Below are 16,907 nucleotides of genomic sequence, written 5' to 3'. Positions count from 1 at the left end.
AAGTAATAGTCTAATATACACAAATTTCTGTGTTTTCCAGTTTTACCAGAACATTTTTCACCAAAAATAGTATGATGAACCTATTCAATATAAAAGCTAATAATCTTAAAATTAATTCCGTTGCAACTTTTTATAGGTCATCAATCGCAAAGAAGGACGGAGTTTCCAGAAATCTGGGTAAAACCGTGAGAAAAGAACCGATTTTTTTGGCTGCATGATGTCAATCCATTCAAAAAGATCCAATTCTCAAAGACAAAAGACTCCCCTTTCCTAAAACCATTTGAGGAGGAAAAATGAATGTTTCAGAAAAAAACGTACGCTGTTTTCCTTGTTCTCCTGTTGATGCTGTTTACAGCTGCTTGTTCCGGAAGTAAAACAAGCGCGGAGAAGAAAAATTCAGAAACAGAAAAAAGCGCAGATATAGCTCAAGTTAAGATCAAAGATGTCTCTTATACACTTCCGTCTCAGTATGATAAGTCAACTTCAGATGATCAGCTCGTGTTAAAGGTAAATGTCGCTGTGAAAAACACAGGGAAAGAACCGCTTAATGTAGACAATATGGATTTCACTTTGTACCAGGGTGATACCAAAATGTCTGACACAGATCCTGAAGACTATAACGAAAAGCTGCAGGGCAGCACGATTAACACTGACAAATCTGTTGAAGGAAATCTTTTCTTCGTTGTAGATAAAGGCGAAAAATACGAGCTGAATTATACGCCGGAATCTTACGGTGATAAGAAGCCAAAATCAGTTACATTCAACATTGATGGAAAAGACAAAAAAATCCTTGCGACAGCAGATCAGCTCCAAGACTCTGCGAAAGCTTTATCGGCATATATAGATGTCCTTCTTTTCGGTAAAGATAACAAAGATTTCGAAAAAATCACCGGCGCTAACAAAAATGAGATTGTAAACGACTTTAACGAGTCAGCAAAAGACGGCTATCTCTCAGCTTCAGGCCTTTCAAGCACATATGCGGACAGCAAAGCGCTTGATAATATCGTGAACGGTATTAAAGCGGGATTAAGCAAAAACTCATCGATTCAAGCGAAAACTACTTCAATCTCAAAAGATGAAGCCATTGTAGAAGCTACAATTAAACCAGTCGACGCTTCTTCTCTCTCCGACCGCATCGAGGACAGAATGAAAGACTACTACAGCAAGAATTCAGGTGCGAGCTATGAAGATGCTGTAAAATATGCACTTCAAGTCTATCCAGAAGAGTTCAAAAAGCTTGGCCCGGCTTCAAGTGAAAAAACGGTTGAAGTGAAAATGAAGAAAAATGACATCGACCAGTGGCAGCTTGATATGGACGATTACAGAGCAGCAGAATTAGTTGAAGCATTCATTAAAGAATAAACACCAAAAGGAAATAGCCCTGTGGCTATTTCCTTTTTTATTTAAAAATCCTGCTGATGAAATCTGCTTCATCATCCGTCAGTTCAACATCTAAGGTTTTCAGGTTAGCCTTCAGCTGTTCCGGGCGCTTAGCACCTGGAATGATGGCGTCTACAGCCGGTCTCGTTAACAGCCAAGCCAAGGCGACATGAGCCGTTTCCGCATTCTTTTCCTCAGCTGCCGCTTTGAGCTTGTCCACTTTTTTCAGGTTTTGAATAAAGGTGTCTCCCTGGAATTGCGGCTTGTCCTTTCGAGTGTCGTCAAAGGTATCATCTTTTGTAAACTTTCCGGTCAGCAGCCCGGATGCGAGCGGGAAGTACGGAATAAAGGAAATCCCGTGTTTTTCACAGTATGGGAGCAGCTCCTTCTCAGCCTCACGCTGAATTAAAGAGTATTCTGACTGAAAGACCTCCAAGTAGCCGTCCGCATTAAATTCCTGCAATTGCTGATAATTGAGATTCGAAGCCCCGATCGCTTTGATTTTCCCTTCATCCTTCAGTTCCTTCAGCGTGCCCGCGACTTCCGCAAGAGGTGTCTTGCCATCCGGAAAATGAACATAATACAGATCGATGTAATCTGTCTTCAGCCGCTTCAGGCTCTTTTCCACCTCGCCGCGAAGAAAATCCTTGCTGTTATCAAATTCAATGCTGCCGTTTACTTCTTTATGGGCTCCTTTAGAGGCGATAATGAGCTGGTCCCGGACACCGCGTTCCTGAACAACCTCACCGATTAATTCTTCGGATCGCCCCAATCCATATATAAAGGCGGTATCGATAAAGTTCACGCCGCCGTCCAATGCCGTGCGAACCAAGTCCTTGCCAGTTTCATCATTCAGATTCGGAAACAGATTATGCCCGCCGACCGCATTTGCGCCGAATCCGATCCGTTTCACCTGTAAATTCGTTTGCCCAAGTGCACGTGTTTGATCCATTGTCCCTTCTCCTTCCGAAATGATTTGATGAAAAATAGCGCAGGTTCCACTTTCTGTATTAGATATCCTTTTTCTATTTTCCTTCTTTTTTCAGCATACACAAAAAGGAGAAAGTGTATTTCTCCTTTTGCAAGTTTATTTTGGCAGAACCCATTTGTCTTTTAAGAAGCAGGCTCTGGCCAGTAAAAAGAAAATGACGATGAGCACGACGATGGTTCCGCACGTGTATAGAATGGCAGCCGGATTTATCATCCCGAATAACAGCTGTTTAAATAAGGCGTGCAGGTTTAGGAATGGGATGAAAAAGTAGGATAGATCGATTTGATTCGGCGCCTTATTGAAGATGAAAAACATCGGGAATATAGGGAGAAAGACGACAAGAGACATATAGCTCTGCGCTTCTTTTACCGTGCCGGAAATGATGCTGATCATAAGCTCCATTGCGGCGATCAGCATTGCAGAAAGCACGATGATCAAGGCTGACGCTCCGATAATGACCCATAAATGATCTCCCAGCTGAAAGGCTGTTCTTAACTTTTCCGTAAATAAGACGGTGCACAAAATCAGAAAGATCAGTGACAATACGCCAGAGGCTATCCCGAAGGTAGAAACCGCAAGCCACTTGCCGACTAACACTTTGTTTCTGCTAACCGGAGTTAACAGCAGCGCTTCTATGGATTTCCGGTCCTTTTCTCCGGCAATAATATCAAGAGCGATCGGCATGGCACCGGAAACGATTGATGTTAAAAGCAGCATCGGAAGAATGGCGGAAAGCATGATCGCGGAAACGCCTTGCTCTTCATCTGCTTCTTTTTGCTGAACCGAAAACGGCTGGATCACCGAGTGGTCAATATGTTTACTCGTTAAACGTTCTTGCACAATTTCATTTTTGTACTGCTCTAAGGCAGATTGCACAAGCTGCATAGCATTTGATGAACCTTGATCGACCGAGCTGCCGTAAACGTCAACCTCAAAAGATGTCATACTGGTGATATAAGAATCAAACTCTTTCGGGACATTCAGATACACATCCGCTTTGCCGTCATCGACCGCCTGTTCAGGTTTTGCGAATGTCTTTACACTGATTTCGTCAATCGCATTCAGCTTATGTTCCAGCTCAGACGGCAGGGACTGGCCGACAGCGATCGTATACTGCTCCCCTTTGTCCGACAGCATGCTTTCGTAGAAAAACACAAGGCCCAGCATCGTAATCATCGGAACCAAGATCGTCAGTAAAATTGTTTTTCTGTCCCGTAATGCGTCGATCATCTCTTTTTTATAAATCTGTCCTACCATTTATGAAATCCCCCTGACCAGCTTAGACATAAAGATGTAGTTCAAATCGTCGCTGCGTTCGCTCTCGTATAGTGTTTCAAGTGCTCCTCTGTAAATGACCTCTCCGCTGTGCATCATAATGACACTGTCACAGAGCGCCTGCACCTCCTCCATAATGTGGCTGGAGAACAGGATGGTTTTGTGTTCTCTTTTCAGCTGCTGAATAAATTCACGGAAGATATTGCTTGACGTAATATCTAGTCCTGTCGTCGGCTCGTCAAATAAAATGATATCCGGATCGTGAATCAGCGCCCTGGCAATGGCGACTTTCTGCCTCATTCCTTTTGAAAACCCGCCCACTCTCCGGTCCATATAATCACGCATGCCGAACCGTTTTGATAAATCTTCAATTCTCGCTTTGATTTCGTGGCGGTTCAGCCCGTACAGCCGGCCAAAGTACTGTAAATTTTCTTTTGCAGTCATCCGGTCATAGAGTCCTGTTTCTCCTCCGAATAAGACGCCGATTCGTTTCTTGACCTCCGCCGGCTGCTTGGCCGTGTCAAAGCCGTCTACTGCGATCGTACCCTGTGTCGGTTCAAGCAGGGTCGCGATCATTCTCAGCATCGTTGTTTTGCCGGCTCCGTTTTCTCCGAGAATGCCGACGACTTCTCCTTTTTGAATCGTTAAGCTTACATCACGCACAGCTTTGACTACTTTTTTCTTATCTGTAAACCTGCGGCTGCAATCCGTCAGTGTAATCATGTCACAATCTCCCTTTTCGTTATTTCTAGTAATGACTATATACGAAAAGCTGGATTTGTTGGATAAAGTTGTCGCGAAGAGTTCTTTTTATGTCGCGAAATGGGATAAAATAAAGATGATTCTATTTAACTAGGGGAATGATAATGGTAAAAGTCGGACTAGTCGATGATTATCGAGTAGATTTAGAGAAGCTGGAAGCAATCGTGTCCAGAATGCAGGATGTCGAAATTGTCTTTGCCACCGATTCGGCGGAGGAAGCTTACAGCCGGGTGAAGAACGGGGACATTGATCTTCTGCTTGCCGACATTGAGATGCCTCACATGTCAGGCTACGAGCTGGCGGATTTAATCAGATCTCATTCGCTGGATGTGGATGTGATGTTCGTCACCGGCAACAGCGGCTATGCGGTTCACGCATTTGATCTGAACGTCCACGACTATATTATGAAGCCGTACCACGCCGATCGTCTCAGCTCTTCCTTCGAACGTTATTTCAAAAAGAAAACGGAAACGAGCTTGAACGGGCGGATTTTGATTAAACAAAAATCTAAAATGCATGTGCTGCAAAAGAAGGATATCATTTTCGCCGAACGCACAGGACGGTCGACGACGATTGTGACAACAGCTGAAGAAGTGCAAACGTATCAAACATTAAACGATATTAAAGGCGATCTGCCGGAGAAGGATTTTCTTCGTTCGCACCGCTCCTTTATTATCAACATTCATTACATTAAGCATTTTTCCGCTTATACGAAGCATTCGTTTACGGTTTCGTTTGAGGGAACATCTAAAAAAGCGATGATTACCAAGCAGCAGCTTGATTATTTTCAAAACTATTATTTTTGAGGAGCGCAGGTTGTGATAACTCTGTTTCAATGTCTTTATTTGTTTTTATTCAGTTTCCTATTTTATCAATCGGCTGCCATTCTATCGCACAGCACAGCCATTTCTTGGCTCGCCGCTGCTTTAGGCGCGGCGGCAGCGGTTTTATACATATGGAAAACGAAGCCTATGCGGGATCGCTGTCCGCATCAGCTCTATTCATGTATCGCCGTGATTCACATTCTGTCGGCGGCGTTTTTGCTGATCGCCCCCTCTGGATTGGCGGTGCTGCTTGTGATTGTGATATCCGCAACGTGTGAATGGCTCCGCATCGGGCTGTGCCGCTCGCTGACAAAGCTTTTTGAACAAATCGATCGGCTGACTCAGGCTGAACAGCACGCCAATCGAATGCTGATGGATGTCAGGAGCCGGAATCACGATACAATGAAGCATATCACAGCGCTCAGCTCGGCGCAGTCAGAGCCGGACACACAAACATACATAAAACATTGGGCGGGCCAGTACAGCCAATATGACCGGTTTTTGAAAGGAGAGAGTGCGTACATTGCAGGGGTGCTGTATGACTTTCTGGAAAAAGCAAACGCTTCGAATGTGAACGTTTCACTGCATTTGCATACACCGCTTTCTTCCCTCCCTTTCTCTCCCGCTGATCAGGTCAGCCTGGCCGGCAACATATTAGAAAATGCGCTCGACAGCGCTGCAGAGGCCCCTGAGAAAGCGGAGATCAAGCTGGAGACATCACTGCGAAGCGGGCTTTATGTGCTGATTTGTGAAAATACGACACCCGGCATGGAACCGAAAGTGCTCGATACACTGTATCAGTCATTCGGCCATACGACGAAAAGCGGCACTCATGAAGGAATCGGCACTTATGTGATCCAAAGGCTGGTGAACCAAGCTTTTGGCAAGCTTGATTTCACATATCGCCATCCTGTCTTCCGATTAGAAATTAAAATTCCGTTCCAAAAATAAAAAACCTTGAAAAGCTTGGCTTTTCAAGGTTTTTTGTTCGTCATTACGATGTTAATGATTGTGCAAAGCGATCCGCTTCATCTTGCAGCGTGCTTTCAATTTCTTTGTAGCGGCTTGAAATCGTTGATGCGCTTACGCCGTATTTTTTCGCCAGTTTGGCTTGGGAAACGGTTGCGCCGTTAAGTGAGATTGCATTCACATAATATTCAACTGCCGCCGCAAAAGCTTCCGGCTTTCTGATGACAGGTGTTTTTTTCTCGCAGAACGATTTCCAAATGTCAATGACTGCCGGAATCAGCTCATTCGGATATTCATCTCCGCTCATGCCTTTTTCGATCGCCGCGGCTGTTTCTTTCTCCATGTCATTTGCCCACTCAACGCTGCTTTCTTGAACAGGCTCCGCTTGCTGCGGCTGTTCATCTTTTTCAGCTAACAGCGCGAAAAGTACGTTGTTGAACTCCTGCTTCATGAAGTCCTCCGGCGTTTTGCCGTTTTTCACTGCAGCATCCGCATATGTCTTCACCTTGCTGATCAGCTCTTCCGTTCTCTTCACTGGGAAGATTGTGAACTGCATGAAGAATTCCGCTTTTTCCGCTTCGTGAATCGGATAGCCGAGAATCAAGCTTCCCACTGGAGGGAGGTCTTGACTTGTGACGTCCATTTCCACGTCGAATTGTTTTTTCGTAATGACATCTTCAAAATGAATAACTGCTTCTTTCATATCCTTCAGCAGCAATAAAGCAGGCGTCATGCTCTTCCAAGATTCAACGATCTCACGTGTTTTCGGGCGGGTGATCGTATCGCCTTTTTTCTGAAGGTACTCTTCAAAGATCGTTTTGTCACCAGCGAGCGGGTGGAAGAAGATTCCCCAGATTCCTAAATTAAACACACTGATGTCCTTTGTCTGCCTGTCCATAGTAGAAAGAAAATCATGCTGGTTGATAAAACCTGAAATGCTTTCTCTATGTACTGTGAAGGCATACTCCACTAAGTCTTCCTGAATTTGTTTTGCTTCTTTTGCCGCTAATTCTGTCGGGAAGTCGACAACTTTATTTCCGCAGCATTTTTTATATTTCTTACCGCTGCCGCATGGGCAAGGGGCATTTCTTTTCACTTTTCCCACAATAAACCCTCCGAATTCTGTTGTAACTTTTCTATTTTAACAAAAATAACTTCTGAGGGCTTGGTTTCGGGCTAAAAAAGAATTTGGTAATGTGACAGCCTGGTTCATTATGTAAATTTACCTATGACTTTTTCATCAACTTTTGTGACGTAAGACTTATAACCTATCCCCACTTTAGGCCCTTCTTTTTTACAACCGTTAGGTGTTTATCTAAAATTTTTAAGGAAGTGTTTATGTTGGAACTAGCTGGTTTTATGCTGCGCGCCTATGCTCTTGTGCTTGACGTGATCATTGCGGCCACAGTGATTTTAGCATCCGGATTTATGTTTGGCGACGGGTCCGCTGGCGTCATTGCTGTCGCCATATTGATGCTGCTTGTGTATCCTTTGCTGATGCCGCTGACAAATTGGAAGGGTACGCTGGGCAAAAAAATCATCGGGCTGCAAATCGTGAGAGATGAAACACACGAGAAAATCTCCCTCCCACAGGCCATTGTCCGCTACATGATAGCGTGGGTGCATGTGTTTTCCCGCCTTATTTATTTGACAGCCGCATTTACAAAGAAAAAACAAGCCGTTCATGATATGGCTGCGAAAACAATTGTGCTGAAAGCAGAATAACCTTGAAGAATAGGATTCTTCAAGGTTATGTTTCTCATTAGTTCGTATTTTGTCCGCCGCCGTTCAGCCCTTCTTTAATCAGGCTGTTGACTTGGCTGCTGTACAGAAGGCCGATATGCCCGACACCGTTGATACGAACATTTTTTGCCCCTTCTAAATTAGACAGATAGTTCATAACAATCAAATCCGCCGAGCTGTAAATGGACGTATATAAAATCTTTTGATTTGGGTCCGTTCCCGGAAGAGCCTTGTTTGAAACGAGACGGTTCGCGCCGCCAAGCGTTACGACGTTTTCAATTTTATTACCGCCGTCCAGTTTTTTTATGTAATAAAGCGTGTTGGCGCCCCCCATGCTGTGAGCGACAATGTCCACTTTTTTCGCACCTGTTTCATCTAATACCTTTTGCACAAAACGTGATAATACTGGGCCGTTGTTTAAGTTATTGCCTGTCTTGTCCCAAAAATCTACAGCATACAGCTTGTCCCGTGACCAGCCTTGTGATGCCAAATAAGTTTTAATACCGGCAAAGTTAAAAGAAGCTCCGCCAATTCCGTGAACCATCACCACCGGATTATGTTCAGCGGCTTTCGCTGACGGCTGCATCGCAAATATGGATGTAACTGACAGCGCAACAATTGTTACAAGTGCAATGAACTTACTTCTTAAAAGTTTCATAATTTCCTCCTTTTTTTGCAACAAATTCTTAAATTATATTACTTTGCCAATTTAATTAAGTAAAGGGTAAATTTGACTTATTTTTGAAGAAATTTTAAGGTTGAGAGAACATTTCAGCTGTTTATGATCCCGAAAATGCAAAAAAAGAAGGCTTTTTCGCCTTCTTCTCTTTAATATTCATTAAAATAGTCTTGGATTTTTTTGGGATCATCTGTTTTGGTGAGCGCGAGCATTAACAATATCCGGGCTTTTTGCGGATTTAAGGAGTTTGATGCCAAAAGGCCGTTTTTCACATAGTCGCCGTTCGGTGTGACGACACCATTTCCCGTACGGGTTGAGCGAACCACTGTGACGCCTTTTTTGACCGCCCTGACTGCTCCTTTTTCGGCTGCGTCAGATAAAGATCCGTTGCCTGATCCTGCGAAGACTATGCCTTTTGCTCCGGCTTTCACAGCCGCATCAAACAGATAGCTTCCGTCATTTTGGTAGCCGTACAGAATGTCTACTTGCGGCAGTTTATCAAGGCCGGAAATCGAGAGGTCGGTATCCTTTGTATGCTTGTGTGTCATTTCATTATGAAAATAAATGTCATCGGCAATCGTTCCGACGTATCCCATTTCTTCTGATTTAAAGGTGTCTGTTGCGGTTGTGTTGGTTTTTGTAACGTACCGTGCTGAAGCAATGCGGTCATTGAGAACGACGAGCGTCCCTTTCCCTTTTGCGTCAGGTGCGCCTGCCACTTTAACTGCGTTGTACAAGTTGGACGGGCCGTCAGCACTGATGGCTGTAGACGGCCTCATCGAACCGGCAACAACAACCGGTTTGTCACTTTTTACAATGAGGTTCAGAAAATAAGCCGTTTCTTCTAATGTATCTGTTCCGTGAGTCACGACAATACCGTCAACATCTTCTGAAGAAAGCAGTTTGTTGACTCGTTTTCCGAGCTTCAGCAATGTTTTGTTATCAATGTTTGTGCTTCCGACGTTAACCACTTGCTCGCCGCTGACATTCGCAATGTCCTTCATCTCTGGCACCGCTTCGATCAGAGACTCAACGCCGACGACACCTGCTTTGTATTCAGTTGTAGAGGTTTTTGATTTATCGGCTCCGGCAATCGTACCTCCTGTCGCCAGTATTTTGATATTTGGAAGATCATTTTTTTTGGAAGCAGAAGCTGAAGAAACTTTTTGTGTCTGCGGTTTTTCTTTTGGGGATTCTTTTGCTTCAGGAGATTGTGAGCATCCGGTAAAAGCAAGCAATAGTACGGTAAAAAGGGTCAGTAAGAGGAATCGTTGTGTTTTCATGTTTTTCTCTCCTTTTGTATGGTAACGTCTTTACGTCTTTTAATAATTGAATATTTCATTTATTCAGTCAAAACGTGCGTCAGGTTATCTCTCAGCTTTTTTATATGCTTATTTTATTTTCTTATACAAGTTTCTTTATCTTGACAATCTATGGGGGAATCAAGATAATAGACCAGTCACTATATTTTATGATCGCAATCAGTAAGGTGGGAATGTTATGAGCTATGGAGATTCTCGTGAGAAAATCCTTTCTGCAGCTACCCGGCTTTTTCAGCTGCAGGGGTATTACGGCACGGGACTGAACCAGATTATTAAAGAAAGCGGTGCACCTAAAGGCTCTCTTTACTACCACTTTCCCGGCGGTAAAGAACAGCTGGCAATTGAAGCCGTGAATGAAATGAAGGAATACATCCGACAGAAAATCACAGATTGCATGGACGTGAGCACTGATCCCGCAGAAGGCATTCAAGCCTTTCTGAAGGAGCTCTCCTGTCAATTCTCATGCACAGAGGACATCGAAGGCCTGCCCGTCGGCTTGCTTGCGGCAGAGACATCATTAAAAAGCGAGCCTTTGCGAAAAGCCTGTGATGAAGCCTACAAAGCGTGGTCCCTTGTGTTTGAGGAAAAATTGCAGCTGTCGGGTTACAGCGAGAGCCATGCCAAGGAATCAAGCATCGTCATTAACGCGATGATTGAAGGCGGCATTCTTTTATCATTAACGGCAAAAGACAGCACACCGCTTCTTCATATCTCCAGCCGCATTCCCGCTCTGTTGAAGAAATAAAAAAAGAGACATACTACTACAAGCTGAGTGAATACATTCAGATGAACGAGAGGAGAAATAGATTTGGAAACAGCAGCTAAAGCATCTCAGCAATATAAAGTGATGCCAATTATGATATCTTTGCTGACGGCCGGTTTTATCGGCATGTTCAGTGAAACAGCGCTGAATATCGCGTTAACCGATCTTATGAAGGAATTGAACATTACAGCAGCAACCGTTCAATGGTTAACAACAGGCTATTTGCTTGTGCTCGGTATTCTTGTTCCTGTTTCAGGTCTGCTATTGCAATGGTTTACAACTAGACAGCTTTTTACTGTGTCACTGATTTTTTCAATCATAGGCACCTTGATTGCGGCGCTTGCGCCTAGCTTCTCATTTTTATTAGCGGCGAGAATCGTTCAGGCACTTGGAACAGGACTCTTATTACCGCTCATGTTTAATACGATTTTGGTGATTTTCCCGCCCCATAAACGGGGAGCGGCCATGGGAACAATCGGACTTGTCATTATGTTTGCGCCGGCAATCGGCCCTACATTTTCCGGGTTGGTTCTTGAGCACCTTAACTGGCACTGGATTTTCTGGATCTCTCTTCCGTTCCTTGTGCTTGCGCTCATTTTCGGTATCCTGTACATGCAAAATGTGTCTGACATCACAAAACCGAAAATTGATGTCCTGTCTATTATTCTGTCGACGATCGGTTTCGGCGGCATTGTGTTTGGATTCAGCAACGCGGGTGAAGGCTCTGGCGGATGGTCCAGCCCGACTGTGATCGTTTCACTTATTGTCGGTGTTATCGCCCTTATTCTATTTTCAATCCGTCAGCTGACGATGAAGCAGCCGATGATGAACCTGCGTGCATTCAGATACCCGATGTTTATTTTGGGCGTCATTATGGTCTTTATTTGCATGATGGTCATCCTGTCATCCATGCTGCTTCTGCCGATGTATCTGCAAGGCGGCTTAGTCTTAACAGCATTTGCCTCAGGACTTATTCTCTTGCCGGGCGGTATTTTAAACGGATTTATGTCACCTGTCACAGGCCGTCTGTTTGATAAATACGGACCAAAGTGGCTAGTTATTCCGGGATTTTTGATTGTGACTATTGTTCTGTGGCTCTTCTCAAATCTCACGACAGCTTCAACAGCAGTGCTGATTATCGTGCTGCATACCTGTTTGATGATTGGGATCTCCATGATTATGATGCCTGCTCAGACAAACGGTTTAAACCAGCTTCCGCGTGAGTTCTATCCGGACGGCACTGCCATTATGAACACACTTCAGCAAATGGCGGGCGCGATCGGGACAGCGGTTGCGGTCAGCATCATGGCTGCCGGTCAGCATGACTACCTGAGCAGCGTAAAAAATCCAGCCGATCCGGCAGTCATTCCGCAAGCATTGACAGCTGGCGTTCAGCATGCGTTTGTCTTTGCGATGATTGTTGCGATTATCGGTTTAATTGCCGCTTTCTTTTTGAAGCGAGTAAAGGTTGATCATCAATAAGAAAACCCCCTGATCTTGAGGTCAGGGGGTTTTTTATGCCTATACCGGACAACACACTCAAGCAAGACGCGAGCGGCGCCTGAGGTGAACATCTATTTTTAGGTGATCGCTTTTAACGCGCGGATAAAATCGCAGCCATTTCATCAATCGCATAACGCAGTTCGCCCTTCGTATTATAAAAGTGAGGAGCCAGACGGATGACATTGTCCCGCGGAGCGCAAATCACGTTTTTCTTCTTTAGTAACGCCGCCGTTTCCGATGCCCGTTCATCCCGAATGGAAATCATGCCCGGCTGCTGTACCGATGGCGCCCCCGCAAGCTCCAGCCCTTTTTCAGCTGCATATTGAAACGCATCGGCACTCACCGCTTTTATATGATCGCGGATACGGGACATTCCGATATGATTCAGCAGCGATAAAGCCGCAGCCGCTGCATACACGCTTATAAAAGCAGGGGTTCCTGTTTGAAAACGCCTCGCGCCTTCTGCATAAGACGACGCCCCAAACCCGTTTTCCCGCCCGAACCAAGCAGATGCTTTGGGCTTCAGCTCGTTCGCCAGCTCTTTTCTCACATAAAGAAACGTCATGCCCGGTATGCCGAGCATATACTTTCTGGTGCCTGCCGCCAGCATATCTATGCCCCATTCCTTCACATCAATAGGAATATGCCCGGCAGATTGATAAGCATCCACAAATACCATCGATCCCTTTCTCTTGGCGATGGCAGCGATGGCTTTTATATCTTGAATGCAGCCGTCACGATAATGAACGTGCGGAACACAGGTCAGCACCGTCTCTTCCGTGATATACCTTTCATATTGTTCGAGCGGCAGCTCACCGTCTATTGAAGGGATCATAGATACATTATAATCAGATTGTGCCTGCCAAATATGAGACACCGCCGGAAAATCCATCTCCGTGTATACAACATGTTTCTTTTTAACAGCAGACAAGGATGATGCCACGGAAATCAGCGCATCAGAAACTGACGGCACAATCGCAATCTCATCCGGCTCAGCCCCTACCAGTCTCGCAAACTCGTTTCTGGCACTCTCTGTCTTTTCAATCGCTTCATTCCAGTTCGTCCCTCTATGCAGCAAGCTGTCATGATAATCTTGTATCGCCTTTGACACCGGCTCTGCCAACGCGCTCTGTGAGCAGCTGGCAAGCATGATGCGGCTCTGCACGGTTGGGAACAGAAGTCGGTACTGCTGCGGCAAATGTTCCATTCTGATTCACTCCTTTTTATTATTTTGATGAAAAATCCAGAAATAAACAATAGAATAATAAAAAAAAGGAGATGGTTACCATGAGAAAAAAAGTGCTCTTCACAGGTTTTGACCCTTTTGATCAAGAAACTGTCAATCCATCGTGGGAAGCGGTGAAACGGCTGAATGGCTTTGAAACGGATCAGGTGATCATCGCTTCGGCACAAATTCCGACTGTGTTCAGAACCGCTCTCGACACTTTGCGGCAAGCGATTCATAAACATCAGCCGGACATCGTGATCTGCGTCGGGCAAGCCGGCGGCCGGATGCAGGTGACACCGGAACGGGTCGCGATCAACCTTGCAGACGCGCGTATCCCGGATAATGATGGAAACCAGCCGATTGATGAAGAGATTTCTCCCGGCGGGCCTGCCGCTTACTGGACAGGGCTTCCGATTAAACGCATTACATCTCAAATGAAGGAAAACGGCATTCCGGCGGCTGTTTCCTTTACGGCCGGCACATTTGTATGCAACTATCTGTTCTACGGGTTAATGGATCACATCCACCGTACGTCTCCGCACATTCACGGCGGGTTTATCCACATTCCGTACATTCCGGAACAAACAATCGACAAAACAGCGCCGAGCCTCAGCCTGGACATGATAGTCAAAGCATTGAGGATCGCCGCTGTTACGGCCGCACAATATGATCAGGATACGAAGTCACCCGGCGGCGCGCTGCACTAAGCGGCGGCCGCTTCACTGGTCAGTCTCTTTTTGTATACAAACGCTGACAGTGTGACGCTCACTTCGAACAGGACAAGCAGCGGAATCATCACGAGAAAATCAGAAATAAAATCTGGCGGGGTAATCAATATGGACACCACGATCAGCAGAAAATAGGACAGCTTTCTCGCTTTGGCCAGCCGGTATGGATTTAAGATGCCTAACCTTGTCAAAAACATCACCACAAGGGGCATTTCAAACAGAAAACCGAACGGCAGGCTCAAATTCACCATAAACCTGAAATAGCGGTCAGCGGTAAACATCGTTTCAAAATGGCCGGCAGACAAATGAGTCAAAAAGCCGAGAACGATCGGAAACAACACAAAATATCCGAACGAGATGCCGGCCAGAAACAGGGCGAATAATCCCGGTATGTACATCAGTGTCACGTTGCGCTCCGTTTTTGTCAGCGCCGGCGCTACAAAACGCCAAAGCTGATAGGCGGCAACGGGGATGGAGGCGGCAATCGCACAAATGCCGGCAAGCATCATATATACCCAGAGAATTTCACTCGGTCCGAGAACAGCTAATTTTCCGTCAAAATCTCTGATCAGCCAATCATAAATGTCCTCCACAAACAAAAAAGCCGTAATTAAAAACAGAAGAAAAGCCGCAAGTGTGAAGATGATCCGACGGCGAAGCTCTTCTAAATGTCCGATCAGATGAGTTTCTTTTTTATCCATTCAAAAAAGCCCTCCCTTTCATGAGAAAAAGAGGCAGACCATGCGTCTGCCTCATCAGCACTCAGCCTGCGTTTTTGTCCTGCTTCACCGCTGACAGCTCAGCTGATTTTTCTTCTTTTTCATCACCAGACACAAGTGATTTTGTGGCGCTTTTGAATTCCAGCAGAGTCCGGCCGGCGGCTCGCCCGATTTCCGGAAGCTTTGAAGGGCCAAAAATAATGAGGGCGATGACAAAGATCAGAATCAAGCCTGGTATTCCAATGTTTGAAAACATTATGTTTCACTCCTTAATGCGTAATTTTTGCCCGTTTTTTGATCATTTGTTTTTCATGGGCTTTGTTGTGCTCAAAGAAACGATCCTCTTCGACTTCATTGGATTGTTTCACTCCGCCTTGAACCATTGTCGAGGATACCTTTCTCAATCCGGTTTGGTCTTTTTGATAGACGAATGAAGCCCGTGTGGAAATGGCTGCTCCCGGCTCTGTCACAAATGGCATTACCCGATAATCAGCTTTCCACTGGTGAGGCGTTACTGTACAGCGGACATATCCGCGGTAATCGTTAAAGAACTTAATATGTGGATTTTCCTTTAAAATTTGATCGGTATCCGCCCGCTTATCCGCTCCGTTTCCTCCGGATGTGATGGAGGTGCCGACAAATTCAGCCCCGAAAATTTTTGAGCTTGTTTTATTAAAATCGACATGCAGATTCGATGCCCAGCTTGCGTGTACATCTCCTGTCAGCACGACAACATTGTTTAAATTTTTGCTGTTAATGTAATTGACGACCCGTTCGCGCTGAGCCGGATAACCGTCCCATGAATCCATGCTGTAGATCGGGCTTGAGCTTGTCCCGAAATTCCACTTCGCAAAGAAGATTTGCTGTGCCAGCACATTCCAATATGCAGTCGAGCTGCTCAAATTGTTAAAAAGCCACTGCTCCTGTTCTTTTCCTAACAAGGTCCGATTCGGATTGAGCGATTCATCAGAAGGCGGCTTATTGCCGTCGTTATTGGCTTGGTCATCTCTGTACTGGCGTGTATCCAGCACATTAAATGATGCCAGATTTCCATACGTAAAGTGGCGGTACAGCTGCATATCCGGGCCATTCGGCAGAGAGGAGATGCGAAGCGGCATATGCTCATAATAAGCCTGATACGCCGCCGCACGGCGCAATACAAACGCGTCAACCGACTGCCCTTTTTCCGGGATTTTATTGGCATAGTTATTTTCAACTTCATGGTCATCCCACGTGACAACCCAAGGAAACGCCGCATGCGCCGCTTTTAAATTAGCGTCTGAACGGTATTGGGCATGGCGGTTTCGATAGTCCTGCAGCGTAATGATTTCTGCGCTGTTGTGCGTCCGGACATTGCCTGTTTTCGATACATATTCATTCGGCCCGTACTCATATATGTAATCACCGAGATGGAAGACAAGATCAAGCTTTTCCTTCGCCATATGCTTGTAGGCTGTATAATAGCCATGCTCATATTGCTGGCAGGAAGCGAAGGCAAAGGTCATTTTCGGCACATTGGCACCTGGGGCCGGCAGTGTTTTTGTTTTTCCGACAGGACTTAGCTCATGTCCGGTTTTGAATCGGTAGTAGTACACTTTGTTCGGCTCAAGCCCGTCCGCTTCCACGTGGACAGAATGGGCGAGACTCGGTTTGGCCATTTCTGTGCCCTTTCTTACGATCTTGCGGAAGTTCTCATCCTTTGCCACTTCCCATTTGACAGGCACAGCCTGGTTCGGCATCCCCCCGCCGTTCAGCGGATCTGGCGCCAAACGCGTCCAGAGCACGACGCTGTCAGAAAGCGGATCTCCTGAAGCGACGCCGAGCGTAAACGGATAACTAGAGAACTTAGGCGCAGCATTTACTTCAAATGCTCCGACTGACTGAGCAATGGTTAACCCAAGAGAAAGCCCCGCAATTTTTCCAGCCCCCTGAATAAATTTGCGGCGGTCAAACGTATTATTCTGAAAGCTTTCGTCTTTCAATTTCTTTACCCATTCGTCAAAACGACTGTCATATGCCAT

At 45.5% G+C, this 16,907-nt stretch carries 17 protein-coding genes and 1 pseudogene; 8 read left to right on the top strand and 10 right to left on the bottom strand.

Going from position 1 to position 16,907, the window contains the following annotated elements:
• Positions 1 to 143 precede the first annotated feature (143 nt).
• Both WA325_RS14040 and WA325_RS14035 read left to right on the top strand, forming a co-directional pair.
• Positions 144 to 274 (top strand): annotated as a pseudogene (locus WA325_RS14040) (hypothetical protein).
• 23 nt (positions 275 to 297) lie between these two features.
• Positions 298 to 1,362: a DUF4352 domain-containing protein gene (locus tag WA325_RS14035; RefSeq protein ID WP_105955398.1), complete on the top strand. Its 1,065-nt coding sequence runs from the start codon at positions 298 to 300 to the stop codon at positions 1,360 to 1,362.
• Between the two features lie 37 nt (positions 1,363 to 1,399).
• Here WA325_RS14035 and WA325_RS14030 read toward each other — a convergent pair whose 3' ends face one another.
• The 3 genes from WA325_RS14030 to natA all read right to left on the bottom strand — a co-directional run bounded on the left by WA325_RS14030 (position 1,400) and on the right by natA (position 4,369).
• Positions 1,400 to 2,332, bottom strand: a complete 933-nt coding sequence (locus tag WA325_RS14030) for an aldo/keto reductase (RefSeq protein ID WP_336183817.1) — start codon at positions 2,330 to 2,332, stop codon at positions 1,400 to 1,402.
• A gap of 135 nt (positions 2,333 to 2,467) precedes the next feature.
• Positions 2,468 to 3,628 carry an ABC transporter permease gene (locus WA325_RS14025; protein WP_105955400.1) on the bottom strand — a complete coding sequence of 387 codons (1,161 nt, stop codon included), beginning with the start codon at positions 3,626 to 3,628 and terminating at the stop codon, positions 2,468 to 2,470.
• On the bottom strand, positions 3,629 to 4,369 hold the full coding sequence (natA, locus tag WA325_RS14020; protein WP_059292022.1) for a sodium ABC transporter ATP-binding protein NatA: 741 nt from the start codon (positions 4,367 to 4,369) through the stop codon (positions 3,629 to 3,631).
• Between the two features lie 143 nt (positions 4,370 to 4,512).
• Between natA and natR the strand changes: the two genes are divergently transcribed.
• Both natR and WA325_RS14010 read left to right on the top strand, forming a co-directional pair.
• On the top strand, positions 4,513 to 5,214 hold the full coding sequence (gene natR, locus WA325_RS14015; RefSeq protein ID WP_059292023.1) for a two-component system response regulator NatR: 702 nt from the start codon (positions 4,513 to 4,515) through the stop codon (positions 5,212 to 5,214).
• Between the two features lie 12 nt (positions 5,215 to 5,226).
• Positions 5,227 to 6,183, top strand: coding sequence for a sensor histidine kinase (locus WA325_RS14010; protein ID WP_336183813.1), 957 nt, complete (start codon positions 5,227 to 5,229; stop codon positions 6,181 to 6,183).
• Between the two features lie 43 nt (positions 6,184 to 6,226).
• Here the strand turns inward: WA325_RS14010 and WA325_RS14005 are convergent, their stop codons facing one another.
• Positions 6,227 to 7,306, bottom strand: a complete 1,080-nt coding sequence (locus WA325_RS14005) for a helix-turn-helix domain-containing protein (protein WP_105955402.1) — start codon at positions 7,304 to 7,306, stop codon at positions 6,227 to 6,229.
• 236 nt (positions 7,307 to 7,542) lie between these two features.
• Here WA325_RS14005 and WA325_RS14000 point away from each other — a divergent pair, with 236 nt between their 5' ends.
• On the top strand, positions 7,543 to 7,926 hold the full coding sequence (locus tag WA325_RS14000; protein ID WP_336183872.1) for an RDD family protein: 384 nt from the start codon (positions 7,543 to 7,545) through the stop codon (positions 7,924 to 7,926).
• 37 nt (positions 7,927 to 7,963) lie between these two features.
• Here WA325_RS14000 and WA325_RS13995 read toward each other — a convergent pair whose 3' ends face one another.
• Both WA325_RS13995 and WA325_RS13990 read right to left on the bottom strand, forming a co-directional pair.
• Entirely contained in the window at positions 7,964 to 8,602 is a 639-nt protein-coding gene (locus WA325_RS13995) for an esterase/lipase family protein (protein WP_336183812.1), read from the bottom strand.
• Positions 8,603 to 8,772: 170 nt separating this feature from the next.
• Positions 8,773 to 9,906: a type II asparaginase gene (locus WA325_RS13990; protein WP_336183811.1), complete on the bottom strand. Its 1,134-nt coding sequence runs from the start codon at positions 9,904 to 9,906 to the stop codon at positions 8,773 to 8,775.
• Between the two features lie 217 nt (positions 9,907 to 10,123).
• Here WA325_RS13990 and WA325_RS13985 point away from each other — a divergent pair, with 217 nt between their 5' ends.
• A complete protein-coding gene (locus WA325_RS13985) occupies positions 10,124 to 10,690 on the top strand; it encodes a TetR/AcrR family transcriptional regulator (protein ID WP_105955405.1) in 567 nt (188 codons plus the stop codon).
• Positions 10,691 to 10,747: 57 nt separating this feature from the next.
• Positions 10,748 to 12,190, top strand: coding sequence for a lincomycin efflux MFS transporter Lmr(B) (gene lmr(B) / locus WA325_RS13980; protein ID WP_105991796.1), 1,443 nt, complete (start codon positions 10,748 to 10,750; stop codon positions 12,188 to 12,190).
• A 112-nt stretch (positions 12,191 to 12,302) separates the two neighbouring features.
• On the opposite strand, the gene WA325_RS13975 is transcribed toward lmr(B), so the two are convergent.
• Positions 12,303 to 13,418, bottom strand: coding sequence for an aminotransferase class V-fold PLP-dependent enzyme (locus tag WA325_RS13975; protein ID WP_336183810.1), 1,116 nt, complete (start codon positions 13,416 to 13,418; stop codon positions 12,303 to 12,305).
• 80 nt (positions 13,419 to 13,498) lie between these two features.
• On the opposite strand from WA325_RS13975, the gene pcp reads away from it, so the two are divergent.
• The gene (gene pcp, locus WA325_RS13970; RefSeq protein ID WP_248337585.1) at positions 13,499 to 14,146 is read left to right on the top strand and encodes a pyroglutamyl-peptidase I; all 648 of its coding nucleotides are present in this window, start codon (positions 13,499 to 13,501) and stop codon (positions 14,144 to 14,146) included.
• Here pcp and tatC read toward each other — a convergent pair.
• The 3 genes from tatC to phoD all read right to left on the bottom strand — a co-directional run bounded on the left by tatC (position 14,143) and on the right by phoD (position 16,907).
• Positions 14,143 to 14,868, bottom strand: a complete 726-nt coding sequence (tatC, locus tag WA325_RS13965) for a twin-arginine translocase subunit TatC (RefSeq protein WP_024120100.1) — start codon at positions 14,866 to 14,868, stop codon at positions 14,143 to 14,145. The two genes, pcp and tatC, sit on opposite strands and share 4 nt — an antisense overlap.
• 61 nt (positions 14,869 to 14,929) lie before the next feature.
• Positions 14,930 to 15,142, bottom strand: coding sequence for a sec-independent protein translocase protein TatAD (tatAD, locus tag WA325_RS13960; protein ID WP_010332899.1), 213 nt, complete (start codon positions 15,140 to 15,142; stop codon positions 14,930 to 14,932).
• A gap of 13 nt (positions 15,143 to 15,155) precedes the next feature.
• Positions 15,156 to 16,907, bottom strand: a complete 1,752-nt coding sequence (phoD, locus tag WA325_RS13955; RefSeq protein WP_322012081.1) for an alkaline phosphatase PhoD — start codon at positions 16,905 to 16,907, stop codon at positions 15,156 to 15,158.

The organism is Bacillus sp. 205(2023) (genome assembly GCF_037027485.1).
GTDB lineage: Bacteria > Bacillota > Bacilli > Bacillales > Bacillaceae > Bacillus > Bacillus halotolerans.
This window is presented reverse-complemented; position numbering and strand designations above follow the sequence as displayed.

Excerpts from the sequence above, each read along its gene's own strand:
- WA325_RS14035 (WP_105955398.1), top strand. The coding sequence starts at position 298 with ATGTTTCAGAAAAAAACGTACGCTGTTTTCCTTGTTCTCCTGTTGATG.
- WA325_RS14030 (WP_336183817.1), bottom strand. The coding sequence starts at position 2,332 with ATGGATCAAACACGTGCACTTGGGCAAACGAATTTACAGGTGAAACGG.
- WA325_RS14025 (WP_105955400.1), bottom strand. The coding sequence starts at position 3,628 with ATGGTAGGACAGATTTATAAAAAAGAGATGATCGACGCATTACGGGAC.
- natA (WP_059292022.1), bottom strand. The coding sequence starts at position 4,369 with ATGATTACACTGACGGATTGCAGCCGCAGGTTTACAGATAAGAAAAAA.
- natR (WP_059292023.1), top strand. The coding sequence starts at position 4,513 with ATGGTAAAAGTCGGACTAGTCGATGATTATCGAGTAGATTTAGAGAAG.
- WA325_RS13995 (WP_336183812.1), bottom strand. The coding sequence starts at position 8,602 with ATGAAACTTTTAAGAAGTAAGTTCATTGCACTTGTAACAATTGTTGCG.
- WA325_RS13990 (WP_336183811.1), bottom strand. The coding sequence starts at position 9,906 with ATGAAAACACAACGATTCCTCTTACTGACCCTTTTTACCGTACTATTG.
- WA325_RS13985 (WP_105955405.1), top strand. The coding sequence starts at position 10,124 with ATGAGCTATGGAGATTCTCGTGAGAAAATCCTTTCTGCAGCTACCCGG.
- WA325_RS13975 (WP_336183810.1), bottom strand. The coding sequence starts at position 13,418 with ATGGAACATTTGCCGCAGCAGTACCGACTTCTGTTCCCAACCGTGCAG.
- pcp (WP_248337585.1), top strand. The coding sequence starts at position 13,499 with ATGAGAAAAAAAGTGCTCTTCACAGGTTTTGACCCTTTTGATCAAGAA.
- tatC (WP_024120100.1), bottom strand. The coding sequence starts at position 14,868 with ATGGATAAAAAAGAAACTCATCTGATCGGACATTTAGAAGAGCTTCGC.
- tatAD (WP_010332899.1), bottom strand. The coding sequence starts at position 15,142 with ATGTTTTCAAACATTGGAATACCAGGCTTGATTCTGATCTTTGTCATC.
- phoD (WP_322012081.1), bottom strand. The coding sequence starts at position 16,907 with ATGGCATATGACAGTCGTTTTGACGAATGGGTAAAGAAATTGAAAGAC.